17 protein-coding genes are annotated in these 16231 nt (G+C 54.7%); 13 read left to right on the forward strand and 4 right to left on the reverse strand.

Features of this window, described 5'->3' with window-relative positions; translation table 11 throughout:
• Nucleotides 1-151: 151 nt before the first annotated feature.
• The 4 genes from SIB73_RS03115 (at nucleotide 152) to SIB73_RS03130 (ending at nucleotide 3839) form a co-directional block, all read left to right on the forward strand.
• Nucleotides 152-514 (forward strand): hypothetical protein, encoded by a 363-nt coding sequence (locus SIB73_RS03115; protein ID WP_413403012.1) that lies wholly within the window; start codon nucleotides 152-154, stop codon nucleotides 512-514.
• 680 nt (nucleotides 515-1194) lie between these two features.
• The gene (locus SIB73_RS03120; RefSeq protein ID WP_413439782.1) at nucleotides 1195-1464 is read left to right on the forward strand and encodes a TM2 domain-containing protein; all 270 of its coding nucleotides are present in this window, start codon (nucleotides 1195-1197) and stop codon (nucleotides 1462-1464) included.
• Nucleotides 1465-1616: 152 nt separating this feature from the next.
• Nucleotides 1617-3398: an iron uptake porin gene (locus SIB73_RS03125; RefSeq protein WP_413403010.1), complete on the forward strand. Its 1782-nt coding sequence runs from the start codon at nucleotides 1617-1619 to the stop codon at nucleotides 3396-3398.
• Between the two features lie 126 nt (nucleotides 3399-3524).
• Nucleotides 3525-3839, forward strand: a complete 315-nt coding sequence (locus SIB73_RS03130; protein ID WP_413403008.1) for a DUF3288 family protein — start codon at nucleotides 3525-3527, stop codon at nucleotides 3837-3839.
• A 56-nt stretch (nucleotides 3840-3895) separates the two neighbouring features.
• Here the strand turns inward: SIB73_RS03130 and rpe are convergent, their stop codons facing one another.
• Nucleotides 3896-4630: a ribulose-phosphate 3-epimerase gene (gene rpe, locus SIB73_RS03135; protein WP_413403006.1), complete on the reverse strand. Its 735-nt coding sequence runs from the start codon at nucleotides 4628-4630 to the stop codon at nucleotides 3896-3898.
• A gap of 158 nt (nucleotides 4631-4788) precedes the next feature.
• Here rpe and glpX point away from each other — a divergent pair, with 158 nt between their 5' ends.
• The 7 genes from glpX to SIB73_RS03170 all read left to right on the forward strand — a co-directional run bounded on the left by glpX (nucleotide 4789) and on the right by SIB73_RS03170 (nucleotide 11730).
• The gene (gene glpX / locus SIB73_RS03140) at nucleotides 4789-5793 is read left to right on the forward strand and encodes a class II fructose-bisphosphatase (RefSeq protein WP_413403004.1); all 1005 of its coding nucleotides are present in this window, start codon (nucleotides 4789-4791) and stop codon (nucleotides 5791-5793) included.
• A 30-nt stretch (nucleotides 5794-5823) separates the two neighbouring features.
• Nucleotides 5824-7137, forward strand: coding sequence for a glutamyl-tRNA reductase (locus SIB73_RS03145; RefSeq protein WP_413403002.1), 1314 nt, complete (start codon nucleotides 5824-5826; stop codon nucleotides 7135-7137).
• 131 nt (nucleotides 7138-7268) lie between these two features.
• Nucleotides 7269-8564: a glucose-1-phosphate adenylyltransferase gene (locus SIB73_RS03150; protein ID WP_413403000.1), complete on the forward strand. Its 1296-nt coding sequence runs from the start codon at nucleotides 7269-7271 to the stop codon at nucleotides 8562-8564.
• Between the two features lie 87 nt (nucleotides 8565-8651).
• Nucleotides 8652-10070 (forward strand): NADP-dependent phosphogluconate dehydrogenase, encoded by a 1419-nt coding sequence (gndA, locus tag SIB73_RS03155; protein ID WP_413406460.1) that lies wholly within the window; start codon nucleotides 8652-8654, stop codon nucleotides 10068-10070.
• A gap of 10 nt (nucleotides 10071-10080) precedes the next feature.
• A complete protein-coding gene (gene pgl / locus SIB73_RS03160; RefSeq protein ID WP_413402998.1) occupies nucleotides 10081-10797 on the forward strand; it encodes a 6-phosphogluconolactonase in 717 nt (238 codons plus the stop codon).
• On the forward strand, nucleotides 10794-11366 hold the full coding sequence (locus SIB73_RS03165; RefSeq protein WP_413402996.1) for a CIA30 family protein: 573 nt from the start codon (nucleotides 10794-10796) through the stop codon (nucleotides 11364-11366). The genes pgl and SIB73_RS03165 overlap by 4 nt, the downstream gene beginning before the upstream one ends.
• 1 nt (nucleotide 11367) lies before the next feature.
• Nucleotides 11368-11730, forward strand: coding sequence for a hypothetical protein (locus tag SIB73_RS03170; RefSeq protein WP_413402994.1), 363 nt, complete (start codon nucleotides 11368-11370; stop codon nucleotides 11728-11730).
• Here SIB73_RS03170 and ilvD read toward each other — a convergent pair whose 3' ends face one another.
• From ilvD to SIB73_RS03185, 3 genes are read right to left on the reverse strand one after another with little or no spacing between them, the layout of a single operon-like run.
• Complete coding sequence (gene ilvD / locus SIB73_RS03175) at nucleotides 11731-13401, reverse strand: dihydroxy-acid dehydratase (RefSeq protein ID WP_413406458.1); 1671 nt, start codon at nucleotides 13399-13401, stop codon at nucleotides 11731-11733.
• A gap of 52 nt (nucleotides 13402-13453) precedes the next feature.
• Complete coding sequence (locus SIB73_RS03180) at nucleotides 13454-13750, reverse strand: hypothetical protein (protein ID WP_413402992.1); 297 nt, start codon at nucleotides 13748-13750, stop codon at nucleotides 13454-13456.
• A 24-nt stretch (nucleotides 13751-13774) separates the two neighbouring features.
• The gene (locus tag SIB73_RS03185) at nucleotides 13775-14392 is read right to left on the reverse strand and encodes a uracil phosphoribosyltransferase (protein WP_413402990.1); all 618 of its coding nucleotides are present in this window, start codon (nucleotides 14390-14392) and stop codon (nucleotides 13775-13777) included.
• A 138-nt stretch (nucleotides 14393-14530) separates the two neighbouring features.
• On the opposite strand from SIB73_RS03185, the gene SIB73_RS03190 reads away from it, so the two are divergent.
• Nucleotides 14531-15010: a pentapeptide repeat-containing protein gene (locus SIB73_RS03190; RefSeq protein ID WP_413406456.1), complete on the forward strand. Its 480-nt coding sequence runs from the start codon at nucleotides 14531-14533 to the stop codon at nucleotides 15008-15010.
• Entirely contained in the window at nucleotides 15010-16113 is a 1104-nt protein-coding gene (gene cobW / locus SIB73_RS03195; protein WP_413402988.1) for a cobalamin biosynthesis protein CobW, read from the forward strand. Before SIB73_RS03190 ends, cobW begins: the two co-directional genes overlap by 1 nt.
• Nucleotides 16114-16231 lie beyond the last annotated feature (118 nt).

Genomic DNA, 16231 nt, shown 5'->3' on the forward strand with positions numbered 1-16231 from the left:
CATAATCTAGTTTCTCTGTTTTAAATCTGAAACAATGCCCAGCATTTGCATTGAATCAAGAGATCCGCGTTGTGGCATTTGATACCCGAATGGCGATGATGCTTGCCGGTGTCCAAATCGTTGCTAGCTTGAGAAAAGATTGTTCGTAATCATGCTGATTATTGAAATTGAACTGCTCATTGCGCTGATACTTGTTTTAGTAGCAATCACGCGTCGAACGGCCATTACGCAGTGGCTTGCCAACAGGAGATATCAAACAGGTCTTAAGAGGGCGCGCAAACTTTTTCAGCTATTGGACCAAAAGGATGGTCAAACTGCTATTACTAATCACTTGCTTGAGGAAGGTAATTTTTTGCGCTCCAAACGTCGTGTAGGAGCTTTCTATTGTATTCCTTCTGAAAACATAGATGGAGAGATGCAAGATATCATCCTTCGTATGTCACACAAAAACGAGCCACGCTGGGTTGCATTGCGGCGGTTATATTTAAGTGCCATTGAAGACGGTTATTTTTAAAAATCCACCATTGATATCCCTCCTCTTTGGGATCGTGAATTTGATATCGCTTACGAGCATTGGAAAGACAATTTCTCAGGATCTATAAGTCGTGATGGCCAGGAAGAAGCTTGGATTGCAGTTTGACTTTCATTGAGCTAGAGGAATTCTATCCTTTAGCTCATTTACGATCGTCTTTCAATTCATTGATAAGTAGTTCGATTTGGTTTCTTATCCCTTGATCTCATTGCGTTGCTGATCTTTAGGATTATTTTTTGAATTATTTTTGTAAATGCCTGCAAAAATCTTTTGATTCCGAGTGGAGGTAATTTTCCACACTTGCTGCAATGGGGCATTGTCCCGGATTCATCTTTCTTGATAATAGGCACGGGTGTCGATGAGGACTATTTTCTTTGGAATTCTTTTCTGACACGTGCGTATTTGCATTGAATGCAGAGATTGTTCGTTTTTGAAAATAACTTTCTAGTTTCTCTACCATTGTTGATCATTGATATCACTGCTTCGTCTTTAAATTGGTGCTGATCTTGCAACGTTGGGGTGTTTGGCGGAGACTTTTTATTTGCACCAGTTCACTTGATCTTTAATTGTCAAGTTGTTAGTCTTGGTCTGTTTCGCTCACGTTGCAGCAGATGAGAAAAGAATACAAGCATCTCGCCAAAAAGATGTCACATGGTGAGATCATGGCTTTCGAGAATGAGTTTGAACTTCGTTGCAGGCAGCCTTCGTTAGGTGTGGTTTATGCGCTCTTGCTCGGATGGTTCGGATACCACAGATTCTGGCTTAAGGAGCGCAACAATGGAATCATTTACTTGATTTTCTTTTGGACACTGCTTCCAGCTCTGTTTTCCATATTTGATGCGTTGTGTATGCGCGAGTTGTGCACTGGGTACAACAACAAGCTTGCAAAGCAGTTGTACGACGACATCAAGCAAATAAGCCCATATTCCTAAAAAGTCGGAAGCTTTTTCTGTGAGTCTTTTGAGACTTGTTTCTGTGTATCCGTGAGTCGCTTCTTTGGGTCATTTGAATTGTCTCGATCCCTTGCATCCATTCCCTTTTCCCTTACTATTTGGGCTCCTCTATTTTTGGTGTGAGGAACTCCATGAAACTCTTCAAGCAATTGCTTGTTGCTCCCGCAGCATTGGGCCTTTTGGCTCCTGTGGCTGCTGGCGCAACTGAAGTCAATGTCGCAGGTGTCTCCGATTATGCCTCCGTGTCTCGGGACGCGGCTGCTGTGGATCAGGTCACCAGCATCACCCAGTTCTCCGATGTCTATCCGACTGACTGGGCCTATCAGGCACTCAGCAACCTGATTGAGCGCTACGGCTGTGTCGCCGGTTATCCCAACGGCACCTACCGCGGCAACCGTGCGATGACACGCTTTGAAGCGGCTGCACTGCTCAACGCCTGCCTCGACCGGGTCACCGAGGTGACCGACGAGCTCAAGCGTCTGATGAAGGAGTTCGAGAAGGAGCTTGCCATCGTCAAGGGCCGTGTTGATGGTCTTGAAGCCCGCGTTGGTGAACTGGAAGCAACCCAGTTCTCCACCACCACCAAGCTTGAAGGTCAGGCAACCTTCGACATCGGTGCCAATAACTTTGGTGGAGATCTAGATGCTCTTGACCTCTTTGAGTTGAGGGATCGTGGTCTCTTCGGTAATCAAGAAATTACTGATGCCGCAATTGATGCGTTTATTAATGGCGGTGCCAATCCTGTTCAAGGGTTCTTTGAGAATATTGGTGCTAGTGATGCTGCAGTCAGCGACCTGTTGCTTAGTGGACAGAACGCTCAGGATTACGAAAATACTCAATATGGTGCGACCACTTTCAATTACGACATTCAGCTCAATCTCAACACCAGCTTTACTGGAAAGGATTTGCTGACCACCACCCTCAGGGCTGGAAATTTTGGTTCGACAAGTTTCTTTGGTGCCCCTTCAACGCTCTCGACGCTTGAAGTAGCTTCTGATTCCCTTGACACAGGCGGCGGATCTGATTCGGTTTACATTGATAAACTGTTTTATTCTGCGCCAATTGGTAGCAGCTTCAGTTTTGTTCTGGGTGCCAACGTCGGTCAGGACGACATGATGCCGATGTGGCCTTCTGTCTATCCCTCAGGCGATGCCAACACAGTGCTCGATGTACTGACTCTCAACGGTGCTCCGGGTGCTTACAACAAGACTCAAGGCCCCGGTGCTGCACTGAACTTCGAAAATGATGGTTTCGTCGCTGGTGTTCAGTACGTAGCTGCCAACGGAATGGTTGGTAATCCACGTCAAGGTGGCATCGCAACCGATGCTGCTGCTGGAGTTGGAACTTTTCAAATTGGCTACCAGGCTGAGCAGTGGGGAATTGCTGGCGTCTATTCCTATCTGCAAGACGCATCTTTGGTTCCCTATTCAACTGCATTTACTCAGTTCAGCTATTTAATTAGCGATAGCTTGAGCGACAGTTCACTCAATGCCTTTGCTCTTTCTGGCTATTGGCAGCCTCAAGATTCAGGCTGGTTCCCCGCAATCAGCGCTGGTTGGGGCATCAATACCCTTAACGATACCGATGGTTCTCCTGATGGTATTGTCACGACTTCCCAGTCTTGGCAGGTCTCACTGCATTGGGATGACGCTTTCCTTCGTGGCAACTCCTTAGGTTTTGCGATCGGTCAGCCAACTTTTGCGACAGCTTTGAAGGGTGGCGATACACCTTTCGATGGCAACTACGCCATGGAGGCTTATTACGGTTTCCAAGTCACAGACAACATCACTGTCACCCCCGCAGTCTTCTATCTGAGTCGTCCCTTGGGTGAATTCACCTACTTGGGTCAGCAAGGAAAGGATGGAACCTTTAACCAGTTTGGTGGTGTGCTTCGTACCACATTCACATTCTGATTAACTAAACCTGGTGAGAGTTTTTCTCTCACCATTTTCCTTTTCGAAACCAGCCTCTCATTGTGGCTGGTTTTTTTAATGGGATTTTTCTATTTTTGTATCATCGAAAAAAAGTTTGTTAATTCCATGGAGACCTCCACAGACCAGACCCATCCTTTGTATAAGACTGACCGTGATCAGGTGGATTCTCTGCTTGGTCACCAAGGAAATCCTGGACCTTTGCAGCTGACTGTGGCGGCTCGACTTTTGATGCGCTATGGAGATTTTCCAGGTGCCCACGACATCAAACAAGACATTCAGAAGCTTCTCGCTGATTGGGGGCTTGACTCCCAAAGTCTGAACGCCCGTTGCAGGGAAATCTGGGCCAGTGGCTGGAAACCAGGTCAGCAGCTCGATGCTGATCTGGGTTCGGGAGCTGATGTGGCCGACCAGGAGAGTTGAGTCGGCTGATGCCCCGGATGCACCGGGGCATGCCTTCGCTTAGACCTATGGCTGCTTCAGGCAGGAGTTGGAAGCACCTTGCCTGCTCTGGCCTCCTCAGCAACACGACGCAGATCGTCGCATCCCTCTTTCAAGGTCGGGTAGGCGAACATTCCGCTTCCTGCGATAAAGCAGTTGGCGCCCGCGGCGCAGCACTGGGAGATGGTCCAGTTGGCCTTGATTCCGCCGTCGACTTCAATATCAACCGTCAGTCCACGTTCATCAATGGTTTTTCTCAGCTGGGCAATCTTGTCCAGCATGGTGGGGATGTAGGCCTGTCCACCAAAACCTGGATTCACAGTCATCACCAAGACATGATCGACCATGTCGAGCACGTTTTTGACCATTTCCATCGGTGTGTGCGGATTCATCGCAACCGATGGACTGCCACCGAGCTGGCGGATTCTTCCCAGAACTCGGTGTAGGTGTGTGTTGGCTTCCACGTGAGCAATCACCACCCCTGGTTCTCCATTGGGTCCCTTAGTGGCATCGACGTATTGATCAAGCATCGTTTCCGCGTTGTATTGGCTCACCATCAGCTGTGTTTCGAATTTCACATTGCAGTACCTGCGGCATGCCTTGATGAGTTCCGGGCCAAAGGTGAGGTTCGGAACGAAGTTGCCATCCATCACATCGAATTGAATTCTGTCCACACCCGCGTCTTCGAGATCCTTCACGCATTGACCCATGGCGGCCCAATCAGCAGGAAGCACCGATGGAATGATCTGAATGGGGCGTTCGGATGCTGTCATTGAAGGGCTTAAAACTCGAGGGACTTTAGAGAAGCACCATTGATCTAAGGCCTGCTCGAAGTCACTGATACAGTAAGCCGCGCTTTTGAGCGAAAAGCCCAGTGGCGCCAAGTCCTGAGAGCTGATCCTCACCGCATTTAGTTCCCCGCCGCACTCCAGTGGATCGCACTCTCATCCAGGAAATTCTCGAGGTCGTTGAGCAGGCAGCCATCGCCTCAGCTCGCCTCACAGGCCTCGGCAAGAAGGATGAAGCCGATGCTGCTGCCGTCGAAGCCATGCGTCAGCGCATGGGTCAGATCCAGATGCAAGGCCGAATTGTCATCGGTGAAGGCGAGCGTGATGAAGCTCCCATGCTTTACATCGGAGAGGAGGTGGGCAGCGGTAAGGGCCCTGGCGTCGATTTCGCTGTTGATCCCTGCGAAGGAACCAATCTCTGTGCCAACAACCAGCGCGGTTCGATGGCTGTGCTGGCGGCTTCCGATCGTGGCGGTCTGTTCAATGCACCTGACTTCTACATGAAAAAGCTGGCTGCTCCCCCAGCTGCAAAAGGCAAGGTGGATATTCGCAAGTCAGCCACCGAAAACATCAAGATTCTCAGCGAATGTCTCGGTCTTGCTGTTGACGAGCTCACCATCGTCGTGATGGACCGCACCCGCCACAAGGACCTGATCGCCGAAATCCGTTCAACGGGAGCACGTGTTCAACCCATCTCAGATGGTGATGTTCAGGCAGCCATCGCCTGCGGCTTCGCCGGCACGGGGACCCATTGCCTGATGGGTATTGGCGCTGCTCCCGAGGGCGTGATCTCTGCAGCCGCCATGCGTGCTCTGGGAGGTCATTTTCAGGGTCAGCTCGTTTATGACCCCGCTGTGGCCCAAACCAAGGAATGGGCGGACCTCACCAAGGAGGGAAACCTCGCCCGTCTTGAAGAGATGGGCATCAGTGATCCCGACAAGATTTACGAGGCTGATGAACTTGCCTCCGGTGAGCATGTGGTATTTGCTGGCAGCGGCATCACCGATGGTCTGCTGTTCCACGGCGTTAAGTTCGAAAAGGACTGCACCCGCACCAGCAGCCTTGTGATCAGCAATCTTGACGACACCTGCCGTTTCACCAACACGGTTCATATCAAGGAAGGCGCACAGAGCATCGCTCTGAGCTGATCTCTTTCTTCAAGCAGCGAGGGTTTCTCCATGCATATCGCCGTTGTCGGCCTCAGTCATCGAACGGCACCGGTTGAAGTGCGCGAAAAGCTCAGTATTCCTGAGCAAACCATGGAGGAATCCCTGCAGAACCTGAGGGGCCATGATCAGGTGCTTGAGGCTTCGATCCTCAGCACCTGCAATCGCCTTGAGATTTACACCCTTGTACGCAATCCTGAACTGGGTATTTCCGCTGTCAGGGAGTTTCTCAGTGGACATTCCGGACTGGACACCGGTGATCTGAAGCCGCATCTGTTCACGTTTCACCACGAGGATGCCGTTGGTCATCTGATGCGGGTTGCCGCAGGCCTTGACAGCTTGGTGCTCGGGGAGGGCCAGATCCTCTCTCAGGTCAAAAAAATGATGCGTCTCGGCCAGGAGCACAAGTCTCTGGGGCCGATTCTCAATCGATTGCTCACGCAAGCTGTGAGCACAGGCAAACGGGTTCGCAGTGAAACGAATCTGGGCACGGGGGCTGTCTCGATCAGCTCGGCAGCTGTTGAACTTGCCCAGCTGAAGTTGGGTCAGAGCCGAGGTGTCGATGATCTGGTCACCCTTGAGGATGAACAGGTGGCCGTCGTCGGCGCCGGCAGAATGAGTCGTTTACTGCTGCAACACCTCAAGGCAAAGGGTGCTTCAGGTGTGGTGGTGTTAAACCGAACCGTGGCTCGCGCACAGTCACTGGCTGCAGACTTTCCCGATCTTCCAGTTCAGTGTCGTCCTCTTGAGGATCTTGACCATTGCCTGAGCACATGCTCGCTTGTTTTCACAAGCACAGCTGCGGACGATCCGATCATTGATGCTGCTCGTCTTCAGCAGTTGAATCGTCGCAGTTCACTGCGGTTGGTCGATATCGGAGTTCCCCGCAATATTGATGCGGATGTGGAGGGAATCACCGGTGTTGAGGCCTATGACGTTGATGATCTCAAGGAGGTTGTCGAACGCAATCAGGAAGCTCGCCAGCAGGTGGCCCGTGAAGCGCAGGGACTCCTCGATGAAGAAGCTCGGTTGTTCCTGGAATGGTGGGACAGCCTTGAGGCTGTCCCGACCATCAACAGACTGCGTTCTTCTCTGGAGTCAATCCGCTCAGAGGAACTGCAGAAAGCGCTCAGCCGTATGGGACCCGACTTCTCGGCTCGCGAACGAAAGGTGGTTGAAGCTCTCAGTAAAGGCATCATCAACAAAATTCTGCACACTCCGGTGACATCCTTGCGAGCACCTCAGCAACGCAGTGAGAGACAGAACGCGTTGATCGTGATTGAGCGTTTGTTTGATCTGGCTCAGGACGATGATTCGGATCGTTGAGTGCTTTTCTACCGAATCGTTCCCTGTCTAAATCTGATTCCCAGCATTCTTGCCGGATCTGTCCCAAGCATTGGTTGGGAGCACCAAAACTCCTGTAGGTTTGCCCGGCAAAGCCGATCTGCGGGGGCGGCATGAAGCGTGTTCTGGCCATCATTCTTGGGGGAGGAGCGGGAACGCGTCTTTATCCCCTCACCAAGATGCGGGCCAAGCCCGCAGTTCCTCTCGCAGGGAAGTACCGACTGATCGATATTCCGATCAGCAACTGCATCAACTCCGACATCAACAAGATGTATGTGATGACGCAGTTCAACAGCGCATCACTCAACCGCCATCTGAGTCAGACGTTCAATCTCAGCAATTCCTTTGGTGGCGGTTTTGTTGAGGTTCTTGCGGCTCAACAGACTCCCGACAGTCCTTCCTGGTTTGAGGGCACCGCAGATGCAGTTCGCAAATATCAGTGGCTGTTTCAGGAATGGGATGTTGATGAATATCTGATCCTTTCCGGCGATCAGCTTTATCGCATGGATTACAGCCTTTTCATTGAACATCACCGGCGCACAGGTGCCGATCTGACTGTTGCTGCTCTTCCTGTGGATGCCAAACAGGCTGAATCCTTCGGCCTGATGAGAACTGATGACAACGGCAACATTCAGGAGTTCCGAGAAAAGCCCAAGGGTGAATCCCTGCTTCAAATGGCTGTGGATACAGCTCGCTTCGGGCTCAGTTCTGAATCTGCCAAGGAGCGTCCCTATCTGGCTTCGATGGGGATTTACGTGTTCAGTCGTCAGACTTTATTTGATCTGCTGGACGGGAATACCAATCACAAGGATTTCGGCAAGGAGGTGATCCCGGAATCCCTGGCTCGTGGAGACAAGCTCCAAAGTTATGTCTTTGATGACTACTGGGAAGACATCGGCACGATCGGTGCGTTTTATGAGGCCAACCTCGCACTCACACAACAGCCGAAACCTCCTTTCAGCTTTTATGACGAGAAGTTCCCGATCTACACCCGGCCTCGTTATTTACCGCCGAGCAAACTCGTGGATGCTCAGATCACCAATTCCATCATCGGCGAGGGTTCAATTCTGAAGTCTTGCAGTGTTCACCACTGTGTTCTGGGTGTTCGCAGTCGTCTGGAGTCCGATGTCGTCATCCAGGACACCCTGGTGATGGGTGCCGATTTCTTTGAATCAAGCGAAGAGCGTGCTGTTCTGAGAGAACGAGGTGGCATTCCCCTCGGTGTCGGTCAGGGAACCACGGTCAAAGGTGCCATTCTCGATAAGAATGCTCGCATCGGTTCCAACGTCACCATCGTGAACAAGGACCATGTAGAGGAGGCTGATCGTCCGGAACTCGGTTTTTACATCCGCAATGGAATCGTTGTTGTGGTGAAGAATGCGTCCATTCCAGATGGCAGCGTGATCTGATCGTTCATTCCTGACAGAGCCAGACCATATTGCAGCCGACTTGGATTGTTGTGGTCACACTGTCGGCAGTGAATGGTTCAGCTGAGCATGTCCAAGGCCCACTTCGGTCTGATTGGTCTCGGCGTGATGGGGGAAAACCTTGTCCTCAACGCCGAGCGCAATGGCTTTTCGAGCGTCGTTTACAACCGCACCTATTCCAAGACGGAAGAATTCATGTCCGGTCGTGGCGCCGGCAAAAACATCCAGGCAGCCACAGACCTTCAGGATTTCGTTGACAAGCTTGAACGTCCTCGACGCATCCTGATGATGGTCAAGGCGGGTGGACCTGTTGATGCTGTGATCCAGCAGATTTCGCCCTATCTGGATGAAGGAGATCTGTTGATCGATGGTGGGAACTCCGAGTATCACGACACCGAACGCCGGGTTGCAGAACTTGAAAGCAAGAGCTTCGGATTCATTGGAATGGGTGTCTCGGGTGGAGCCAAAGGTGCTTTAGAGGGACCCAGCATGATGCCGGGAGGCACCAAGACCTCCTACGACGCCATTGAAAGTCTGGTTCGCAAGATGGCGGCTCAGGTTGAAGATGGTCCGTGTGTGACTTACATCGGTCCCGGAGGTGCGGGCCATTTCGTCAAGACCGTTCACAACGGTATTGAGTACGGCATTGAGCAGATCCTCGCGGAGGGGTATGACCTGATGAAGCGGGCCGGCGGCCTGAGCAGCACTGAGATGGCTGATGTGTTCGCCCACTGGAACAGCACTGAAGAGCTTTCCTCCTATCTCGTCGAAATCACGGAGGTGTGTCTACGCACGATGGACCCCGATGATGGAACTCCTCTGGTGGAAAAAATCCAGGACAAGGCCGGTCAGAAAGGAACCGGTCTCTGGACGGTTGTCAGCGCTCTGCAGATGGGGGCTTCTGTCCCGACGATCTATGCCGCTCTCAATGGACGCGTGATGAGCTCCATGAAAGATCAGCGCATCAAGGCCGAACCGATTCTGAAAGGACCTGCCCTGCAGTCGTTCGACATGGGGACATCAGCCGATGGAATGGCTCCTCTGATGGATGCCATGGTTCTGGCCTGCATGGCCAGCTATGCCCAGGGCATGGAGCTGATGCGCATTGCATCAGCTGAGCACAATTACAACCTGGACATGCCTTCGATCGCACAGATCTGGAAGGGAGGATGCATCATTCGGGCTCGCCTGCTGAAGCGTATTCAGGATGCTTTCACAGCCGATCCCCAGCTGGCGAACCTGCTGATCGACCCCTGGTTCGCCGACCAGGTGAACCGTCGACTGCCCGGTCTGGCCAGAATGGTTGCAGGCGCTGCTGCAGCTGGGATTCCCGTGCCCTGTCTGAGCAGCACACTCGATTACATCAACAGCTATCGCACGGCTCGTCTGCCCCAGAACATCGTGCAGGCCATGCGCGATTGCTTCGGCTCCCATACTTATGAGCGTGTGGACAAGGACGGCATCTTCCACACCGAGTGGCTCAGCTGAGGACCCCGCGATGAGTTCCTATCGCATCGAGCAGGTTCAATCGGCGGAGGTTCTTGCCCGGCGTGCCGCTGAGCACATCGGGGCCGCCATTGACCTGGCGCTTGATCAGAGGGATCGTGCACAGATTGCCTTGTCAGGCGGAACCACTCCTGCGCTGGCCTACACCTTGCTGGGCCAGGAACATCTCCCCTGGGACAGGGTTGACGTGTTTCTGGGTGACGAGCGATGGGTGGCCGCCGATGATGAATCGAGCAACGCGCGCATGCTGCGCAACACCCTGCTCAAAGCGGGCCAGCCGGGAGCCAGAGCCTGCTTCCATCCTGTTCCGACAGTGGAACTGTGTTCTCCGGAAGCCAGTGCTGATGCCTTTGCGGAACTTGTGGGCAGTGTTTGTGATGGCGAACCACCCGTGTTCGACTTCATGCTGCTTGGCCTTGGTGATGATGGCCATACGGCATCGCTATTCCCTGGCACAGAGGCGCCTGGCGTTCAGGATCGCTGGACAACGATCGGTCGCGGCAAGGGTCTTGAGCGGATCACACTCACGGCGCCGGTGCTCAGCGCCGCGCGTCAGGTGGTCTTTCTCGTGAGCGGAGAGGCCAAGCGTCAGGCGCTGTCGCGACTTGTGGCTGCCGCTGAATCGCCTCAGCGCACTCCAGCCAAGCTGGTGCAACCGAGTTCCGAGATTCTCGTGCTCGCCGATCAGGCTGCTTCTCAAGGGCTTTGACGACACCTCCCCACCAACCGCCTCCGGAAATTCGCGTGATCGCCTCAGGTGACTCCTTTCGAGACTGGGCCAGCCTGAACGACACGATCATGGGTGGATCCAGCAGCGCCGGTTGCAGGATGAGCGATCAAGGTCTTGTGCTTGAAGGTGAGGTGGTGAGTCAGGGGGGAGGCTTTGTCAGCTGCCGTTCGCCGGTGTTTCGACCTCCTCTCGACCTCAGCCCCTACAAAGGTTTGCGTCTGACGCTGGATGGGGAAGGACGAAGTTTCAAGTTTGCGGTGGCCTGCCGTGACGGAGTTTTCGGACTCACCGAGTTGATTCCGGGAGGATTGCGATGGGTGACGACGGTTGCCACTCAGTCAACGGGGACCACGGTCGTCGAACTTCCCTTTGAGCGTCTTCAGCCGGTGGTGCGCGCGAAGCCTGTCACTCTTCCGGTTCGATTTGATTCGTCTTGCATCACGCGTCTTCAGCTGCTGCATTCGCGATTCGGCGACGACGGCGAGCCGAACCCCGGCTACCGGGATGGTGCAATCAAGCTGCTGATTCGCTCGATTGAAGCGTTCTGAGATGAGCGCATGCTCCGCACTGGAGACGTTGATCGCTTCGGCGGCGGATCTCTGTTGCAAGCCTTTTCACCATGCCGTTCTGTCGGCCGAGGATGCAACGCTTGACGACTACCGCGGACGGATTGAATGTCGTGATGGAGATGGGAAGCGACTCGAAGAATTCGATCTCGAACTTGAGCTGTATCGCAGCGGCGCTGATCTGAATCTCACGCTTGCCTGGGCTGATCAACCACTGAGGCCAATCCTGTGGCACGGTCAGCACCCTGTCTGGATGGATGGTGAGACCGGCAAGCGCTGTTCTGCCCCAGCAGATGGAGCTGCTCTTGAAGCTCTCGCTCGACGTCTGAGGTCCCTGCTGGTTTGATCAGGGCTGATCGGTGACCGCCCCTCTGCTGCTGGAACTCACCAGACGGGCATATTTGCCCAGAATCCCGGTTCGGTAGCGGGGTGTGGGAGAGCTCCAGGCAGCGCGTCTGCGTTCCAGTTCGGCATCATCCACGTTGAGTTGAAGCAGCAGTTGATTGGCGTCAACAGTGATGCTGTCGCCCTCCTGCACCAGTCCGATGTTGCCGCCGACGGCGGCCTCGGGAGCAACATGCCCCACTACCAGTCCGTAGGAACCACCACTGAAGCGCCCGTCGGTGATCAAGGCCACTTTCTCGCCCAGCCCCTGCCCGACAATGGCTGCAGTGGGTGAAAGCATCTCGCGCATGCCCGGTCCGCCGACCGGCCCCTCATAGCGGACGATCACGACATCTCCCGCCTTGATCCTGCGATCAAGAATGGCTTCAAGGCAGGTCTCTTCACTTTCAAAGACCCGTGCAGGGCCTGTCAGCACAGGTGATTTGACACCACTGATCTTAGCGACGCTTCCTTCAAGTGCCAGGTTGCCTTTGAGTATCGCCAGATGTCCCTTCTGATAGATGGGTTTGCTGATCGGACGGATCACGTCCTGATCAGCAGGGGGTTCTGAAGGCACATCTTCGAGCAGCTGCTTCAGCGTCTTGCCTTCAATGGTCCGGCAGTCTCCATGCAGGAGCCCTGCATCCAACAGCAGTTTCATCACCTGCGGGATTCCACCCGCTCTGTGAAGGTCAACGGTGACGTAGCGACCACTCGGCTTCAGATCGCAGAAGACAGGAACCCTCTGTCGGATCTGCTCAAAGTCATCGATGTTCAGCTCGACTCCGGCTGTTCGTGCAATGGCCAGCAGATGCAGAACCGAGTTGGTCGAGCCCCCAACGGCCATGATCACGCTGATGGCGTTTTCAAACGCTTCCCTGGTGAGTAAGTCCAGGGGCCTGATGTTCGCTTTCACCGCTTTCACAAGCACTTCGGCGGACCGTGCGGCACTGTCGGCTTTCTCCGCATCCTCAGCCGCCATCGTGGAGCTGCAGGGGAGACTCAGGCCCATGGTTTCGATTGCGGCGCTCATCGTGTTGGCGGTGAACATGCCGCCGCAGCTTCCTGCTCCAGGACAGGCGTTTTTTTCAACTGCGATGAGCTCCTCCATGTCGATCTTGCCGTTCGTAAGCTGACCCACCGCTTCAAAAGCACTCACCACGGTGAGATCGCATCCACCGAGTTTTCCCGGTTTGATCGTGCCGCCGTAGACAAAGATCGCCGGAATGTTCATCCGGGCCATCGCCAGCATGGCGCCAGGCATGTTCTTGTCACATCCGCCCACGGCAAGAACGCCATCCATGCTTTGGCCGTTGCAAGCGGTTTCGATCGCATCAGCAATCACTTCACGACTCACGAGGGAATACTTCATCCCCTCTGTTCCCATGGAGATCCCATCACTGACGGTGATCGTTCCAAACATCTGAGGCATGCCTCCGGCCTGTCGCGCCGCCGCTTCAGCACGTTTCGACAGATCGTTCAGGCCCACATTGCAGGGCGTGATGGTGCTGTATCCGTTGGCAATGCCAATGATCGGCTTGCCGAAATCCTGGTCTCCAAACCCCACTGCTCTCAACATCGCCCTGTTAGGGGAGCGCTGGATCCCCTTGGTGACGGCATCGGAGCGGAGCATGGATTGTCTTGCGTTGCCGCGAATCACTTCGGTCAACCTACCGGCCGCTCTGTCACTGCCTGGAGCCAAGATCTTCAAGTTGACGGCGCACATCAGCAATTGCCGAATTCAGCTGTTCGACGCGGGCCTCCAGGTGGCTGTCGGTTTCAGGCTCAGGTCGATCACCGGCGCTGAAGGCTTCACTGCCGTCCTGCATGCGCGGGGCATAAAGCATCGAGCGCTGGTTGCGAAGACGACGACGGCGATCAGCCTCGGACAGAAGCCACCAGCCGAATCCTGCCGCACCCAGAACGGCGCCGCTGACAAGGGTGGTCAGAGTTCCTGATGCGGTGTCCTGGTGCCTCGCCATGGGCTTCCTTTGAATGTCCCCAGCTTAGTTCGGCTGCGCTGTTCTGATCCCCAGTCTTTGCAGGGGATCCCCGATGCCTGGAAGGATCCTGTCACGCTCATCCAGGTCAGCATCGATGCAGGCTGTGTGAATGCTGATCTCCGGGTAGCACTCTCCGATGCGTTTGAGTCCCGGGCTGGCGGTGAGTGCCGTGATCACGCGCAGCCTCGGCGGTTCAACCTTGAGCTGCTCCAGACGCCGAAGCAGTTCGATCAGTTCATCGCCATGACGGATCTGATCCAGCAGCAGCACCACTCCGGCCTTGGCTTCAATCGCTTCCGGCAGTCCTCCCAGGCAGAGCTCTGCGCTGGGCAGCACCTGGCGGGCCCCTTCCCAGAGGTGCAGTCCGCCGGGGATCATCGGAACCGCCAGCAGTGGAACGCCCGTTTCAATCACGGTTCCCTCCGCGCTGCCCAGTGGAGTTTTCACAACATCCCTGCGATGAGGCAACCAGTCACGCATCGCTTCGTAGCTGAGCCAGCGCCCCAGCTCCTCCATGGCTGTGCGGAACAAGGCCGGGGGTGTTCCTTCATGCCTCAGCACGGTCAGCCAGTGGGCAATCAGTGGGTGGGGCGGTACCACCACCCGGAGAGTCTTGGCCATGACGCGTGGCTTGGCAGTCGTCTGCCATATCGTGACCGCTCAAGTTACGGCAGCTGTTTCCGGGTAGCTGTTGAACGTTCGTACACCATGGCCTTGTCAGCTTTTTTCCCCTCTGTTTTCCGCTTCATCGTCGCGTCAATGGTTTGCGGCCTGCTCTCGCTGAGCGGATTGCTGATCGGTGTTGACGCTGCAGAGGCGATCACCGCCCCGGAGCTGCGTGGTCAGCGGGCCGTTCAGGAGATCAGCGCCGATATGCATGGGCGCGATCTCAAGGAAAAGGAGTTTCTCAAGGCCGATCTGCGAGAGGTGAATCTCAGCGAGACAGACTTGCGCGGTGCTGTGATCAATACTTCTCAACTGCAGGGCGCTGATCTGCGGGGTGCTGATCTTGAAGATGTCGTTGCCTTTTCAAGCCGCTTCGACGGAGCCGATCTTCGTGATGCCAATTTCACCAACGCGATGCTGATGCAGAGCCGCTTCAACGATGCTGAGATCGAGGGCACTGACTTCACGAATGCCGTGATTGATCTTCCACAACTCAAGGCTCTCTGTGGCAGAGCCAGCGGTGTCAACAGCCGCACCGGTCTCAGCACCCGTGATTCCCTGGGGTGTCGCTGATGCCTTCACGGCTACCTGTCACCGTGATCACCGGCTTTCTTGGGGCAGGGAAGACAACGCTGCTGCGTCATCTGCTCGTCAACAGCGGTCGTCGTCTGGCTGTGATGGTGAACGAATTCGGCTCGGTCGGGCTGGATGGGGATCTGATCCGCAGCTGTGGTTTCTGTCCGGAAGACGAGGTTGATGGCCGGTTGGTTGAGCTCAACAACGGTTGCTTGTGCTGCACGGTTCAGGATGACTTCCTGCCGACGATGGAGACCTTGCTCCAGCGCTCGGATCAGCTTGATGGAATCGTTGTCGAGACCAGCGGTCTGGCTCTGCCCAGGCCGCTGTTACAGGCTCTTGAGTGGCCAGCCATCCGTAAGAGGGTCCATGCGAATGGAGTGGTCACCGTTGTTGACGGAGAAGCTCTCAACGCCGGGAGCCCCGTTGGCGATCCCGCAGCCCTTGAACGTCAGCGTCAGGAAGATCCCAGTCTTGATCACCTCACTGCCATCGATGATCTGTTCAAAGATCAGCTTGAGGCGGCAGACCTGGTTCTGATCAGCCGCTCTGACCGACTCGATGCCGCAAGCACGGAGTCAGTTCGACAGAACCTTGCCGGTCGGGTCAGATCGGGAGCGGGCATCCTGGCGATCAGTCGCGGCGTTGTCGATCCAGAGCTTGTGCTGGGGATGGATCTTTCCAGACAGCCATTACTCGTTGACGATGTCCCCTCCCATCACAGCCACAGTCACGACAGCAATGGCCAAAATCACGGGGATCACCATCACCACGATCACACGCACGTTGAGGCTGTCAGCGGTCAGATCCAACTGGAGGGTTCGTTCGAGCGTGGGCAGCTCGAACAGCTGCTCAGCAGCTTTGTGATCGACAACGATGTGATCCGGCTCAAGGGACGGCTCTGGATTCAGGGAAAAACGCTCCCTCTTCAGATCCAGATGGTCGGTCCCCGGCTGGAGAGCTGGTTCGAGTCGGCTCCGACGGAGGCCTGGAAACCCAGCGAGGCAACTGGCCTTGAGTTGGTGGTGATCGGTTTGCAGAAGGACTCCACCCAGCAACTGGAAAGCCTTCTGCGTAACGACTGTCTGCAAACCGCCTGAATCTGAAGCTCTGCGTTGCAAACACGGTTGCAGCTCTTTTCGGAGCTGGTTCAGCAAGAATCACTGCTGTCAGTGCAGTGGATCCTGAGGGTCACCACGTCAACAAAAAACAAGTGGC

It is taken from the genome of Synechococcus sp. MIT S9509 (genome assembly GCF_047303035.1).
Taxonomy (GTDB): domain Bacteria; phylum Cyanobacteriota; class Cyanobacteriia; order PCC-6307; family Cyanobiaceae; genus Synechococcus_C.

Excerpts from the sequence above, each read along its gene's own strand:
- SIB73_RS03115 (WP_413403012.1), top strand. The coding sequence starts at position 152 with ATGCTGATTATTGAAATTGAACTGCTCATTGCGCTGATACTTGTTTTA.
- SIB73_RS03120 (WP_413439782.1), top strand. The coding sequence starts at position 1,195 with ATGGCTTTCGAGAATGAGTTTGAACTTCGTTGCAGGCAGCCTTCGTTA.
- SIB73_RS03125 (WP_413403010.1), top strand. The coding sequence starts at position 1,617 with ATGAAACTCTTCAAGCAATTGCTTGTTGCTCCCGCAGCATTGGGCCTT.
- SIB73_RS03130 (WP_413403008.1), top strand. The coding sequence starts at position 3,525 with ATGGAGACCTCCACAGACCAGACCCATCCTTTGTATAAGACTGACCGT.
- rpe (WP_413403006.1), bottom strand. The coding sequence starts at position 4,630 with ATGACAGCATCCGAACGCCCCATTCAGATCATTCCATCGGTGCTTCCT.
- SIB73_RS03145 (WP_413403002.1), top strand. The coding sequence starts at position 5,824 with ATGCATATCGCCGTTGTCGGCCTCAGTCATCGAACGGCACCGGTTGAA.
- SIB73_RS03150 (WP_413403000.1), top strand. The coding sequence starts at position 7,269 with ATGAAGCGTGTTCTGGCCATCATTCTTGGGGGAGGAGCGGGAACGCGT.
- gndA (WP_413406460.1), top strand. The coding sequence starts at position 8,652 with ATGTCCAAGGCCCACTTCGGTCTGATTGGTCTCGGCGTGATGGGGGAA.
- pgl (WP_413402998.1), top strand. The coding sequence starts at position 10,081 with ATGAGTTCCTATCGCATCGAGCAGGTTCAATCGGCGGAGGTTCTTGCC.
- SIB73_RS03170 (WP_413402994.1), top strand. The coding sequence starts at position 11,368 with ATGAGCGCATGCTCCGCACTGGAGACGTTGATCGCTTCGGCGGCGGAT.
- ilvD (WP_413406458.1), bottom strand. The coding sequence starts at position 13,401 with ATGCTCCGCTCCGATGCCGTCACCAAGGGGATCCAGCGCTCCCCTAAC.
- SIB73_RS03180 (WP_413402992.1), bottom strand. The coding sequence starts at position 13,750 with ATGGCGAGGCACCAGGACACCGCATCAGGAACTCTGACCACCCTTGTC.
- SIB73_RS03185 (WP_413402990.1), bottom strand. The coding sequence starts at position 14,392 with ATGGCCAAGACTCTCCGGGTGGTGGTACCGCCCCACCCACTGATTGCC.
- SIB73_RS03190 (WP_413406456.1), top strand. The coding sequence starts at position 14,531 with ATGGTTTGCGGCCTGCTCTCGCTGAGCGGATTGCTGATCGGTGTTGAC.
- cobW (WP_413402988.1), top strand. The coding sequence starts at position 15,010 with ATGCCTTCACGGCTACCTGTCACCGTGATCACCGGCTTTCTTGGGGCA.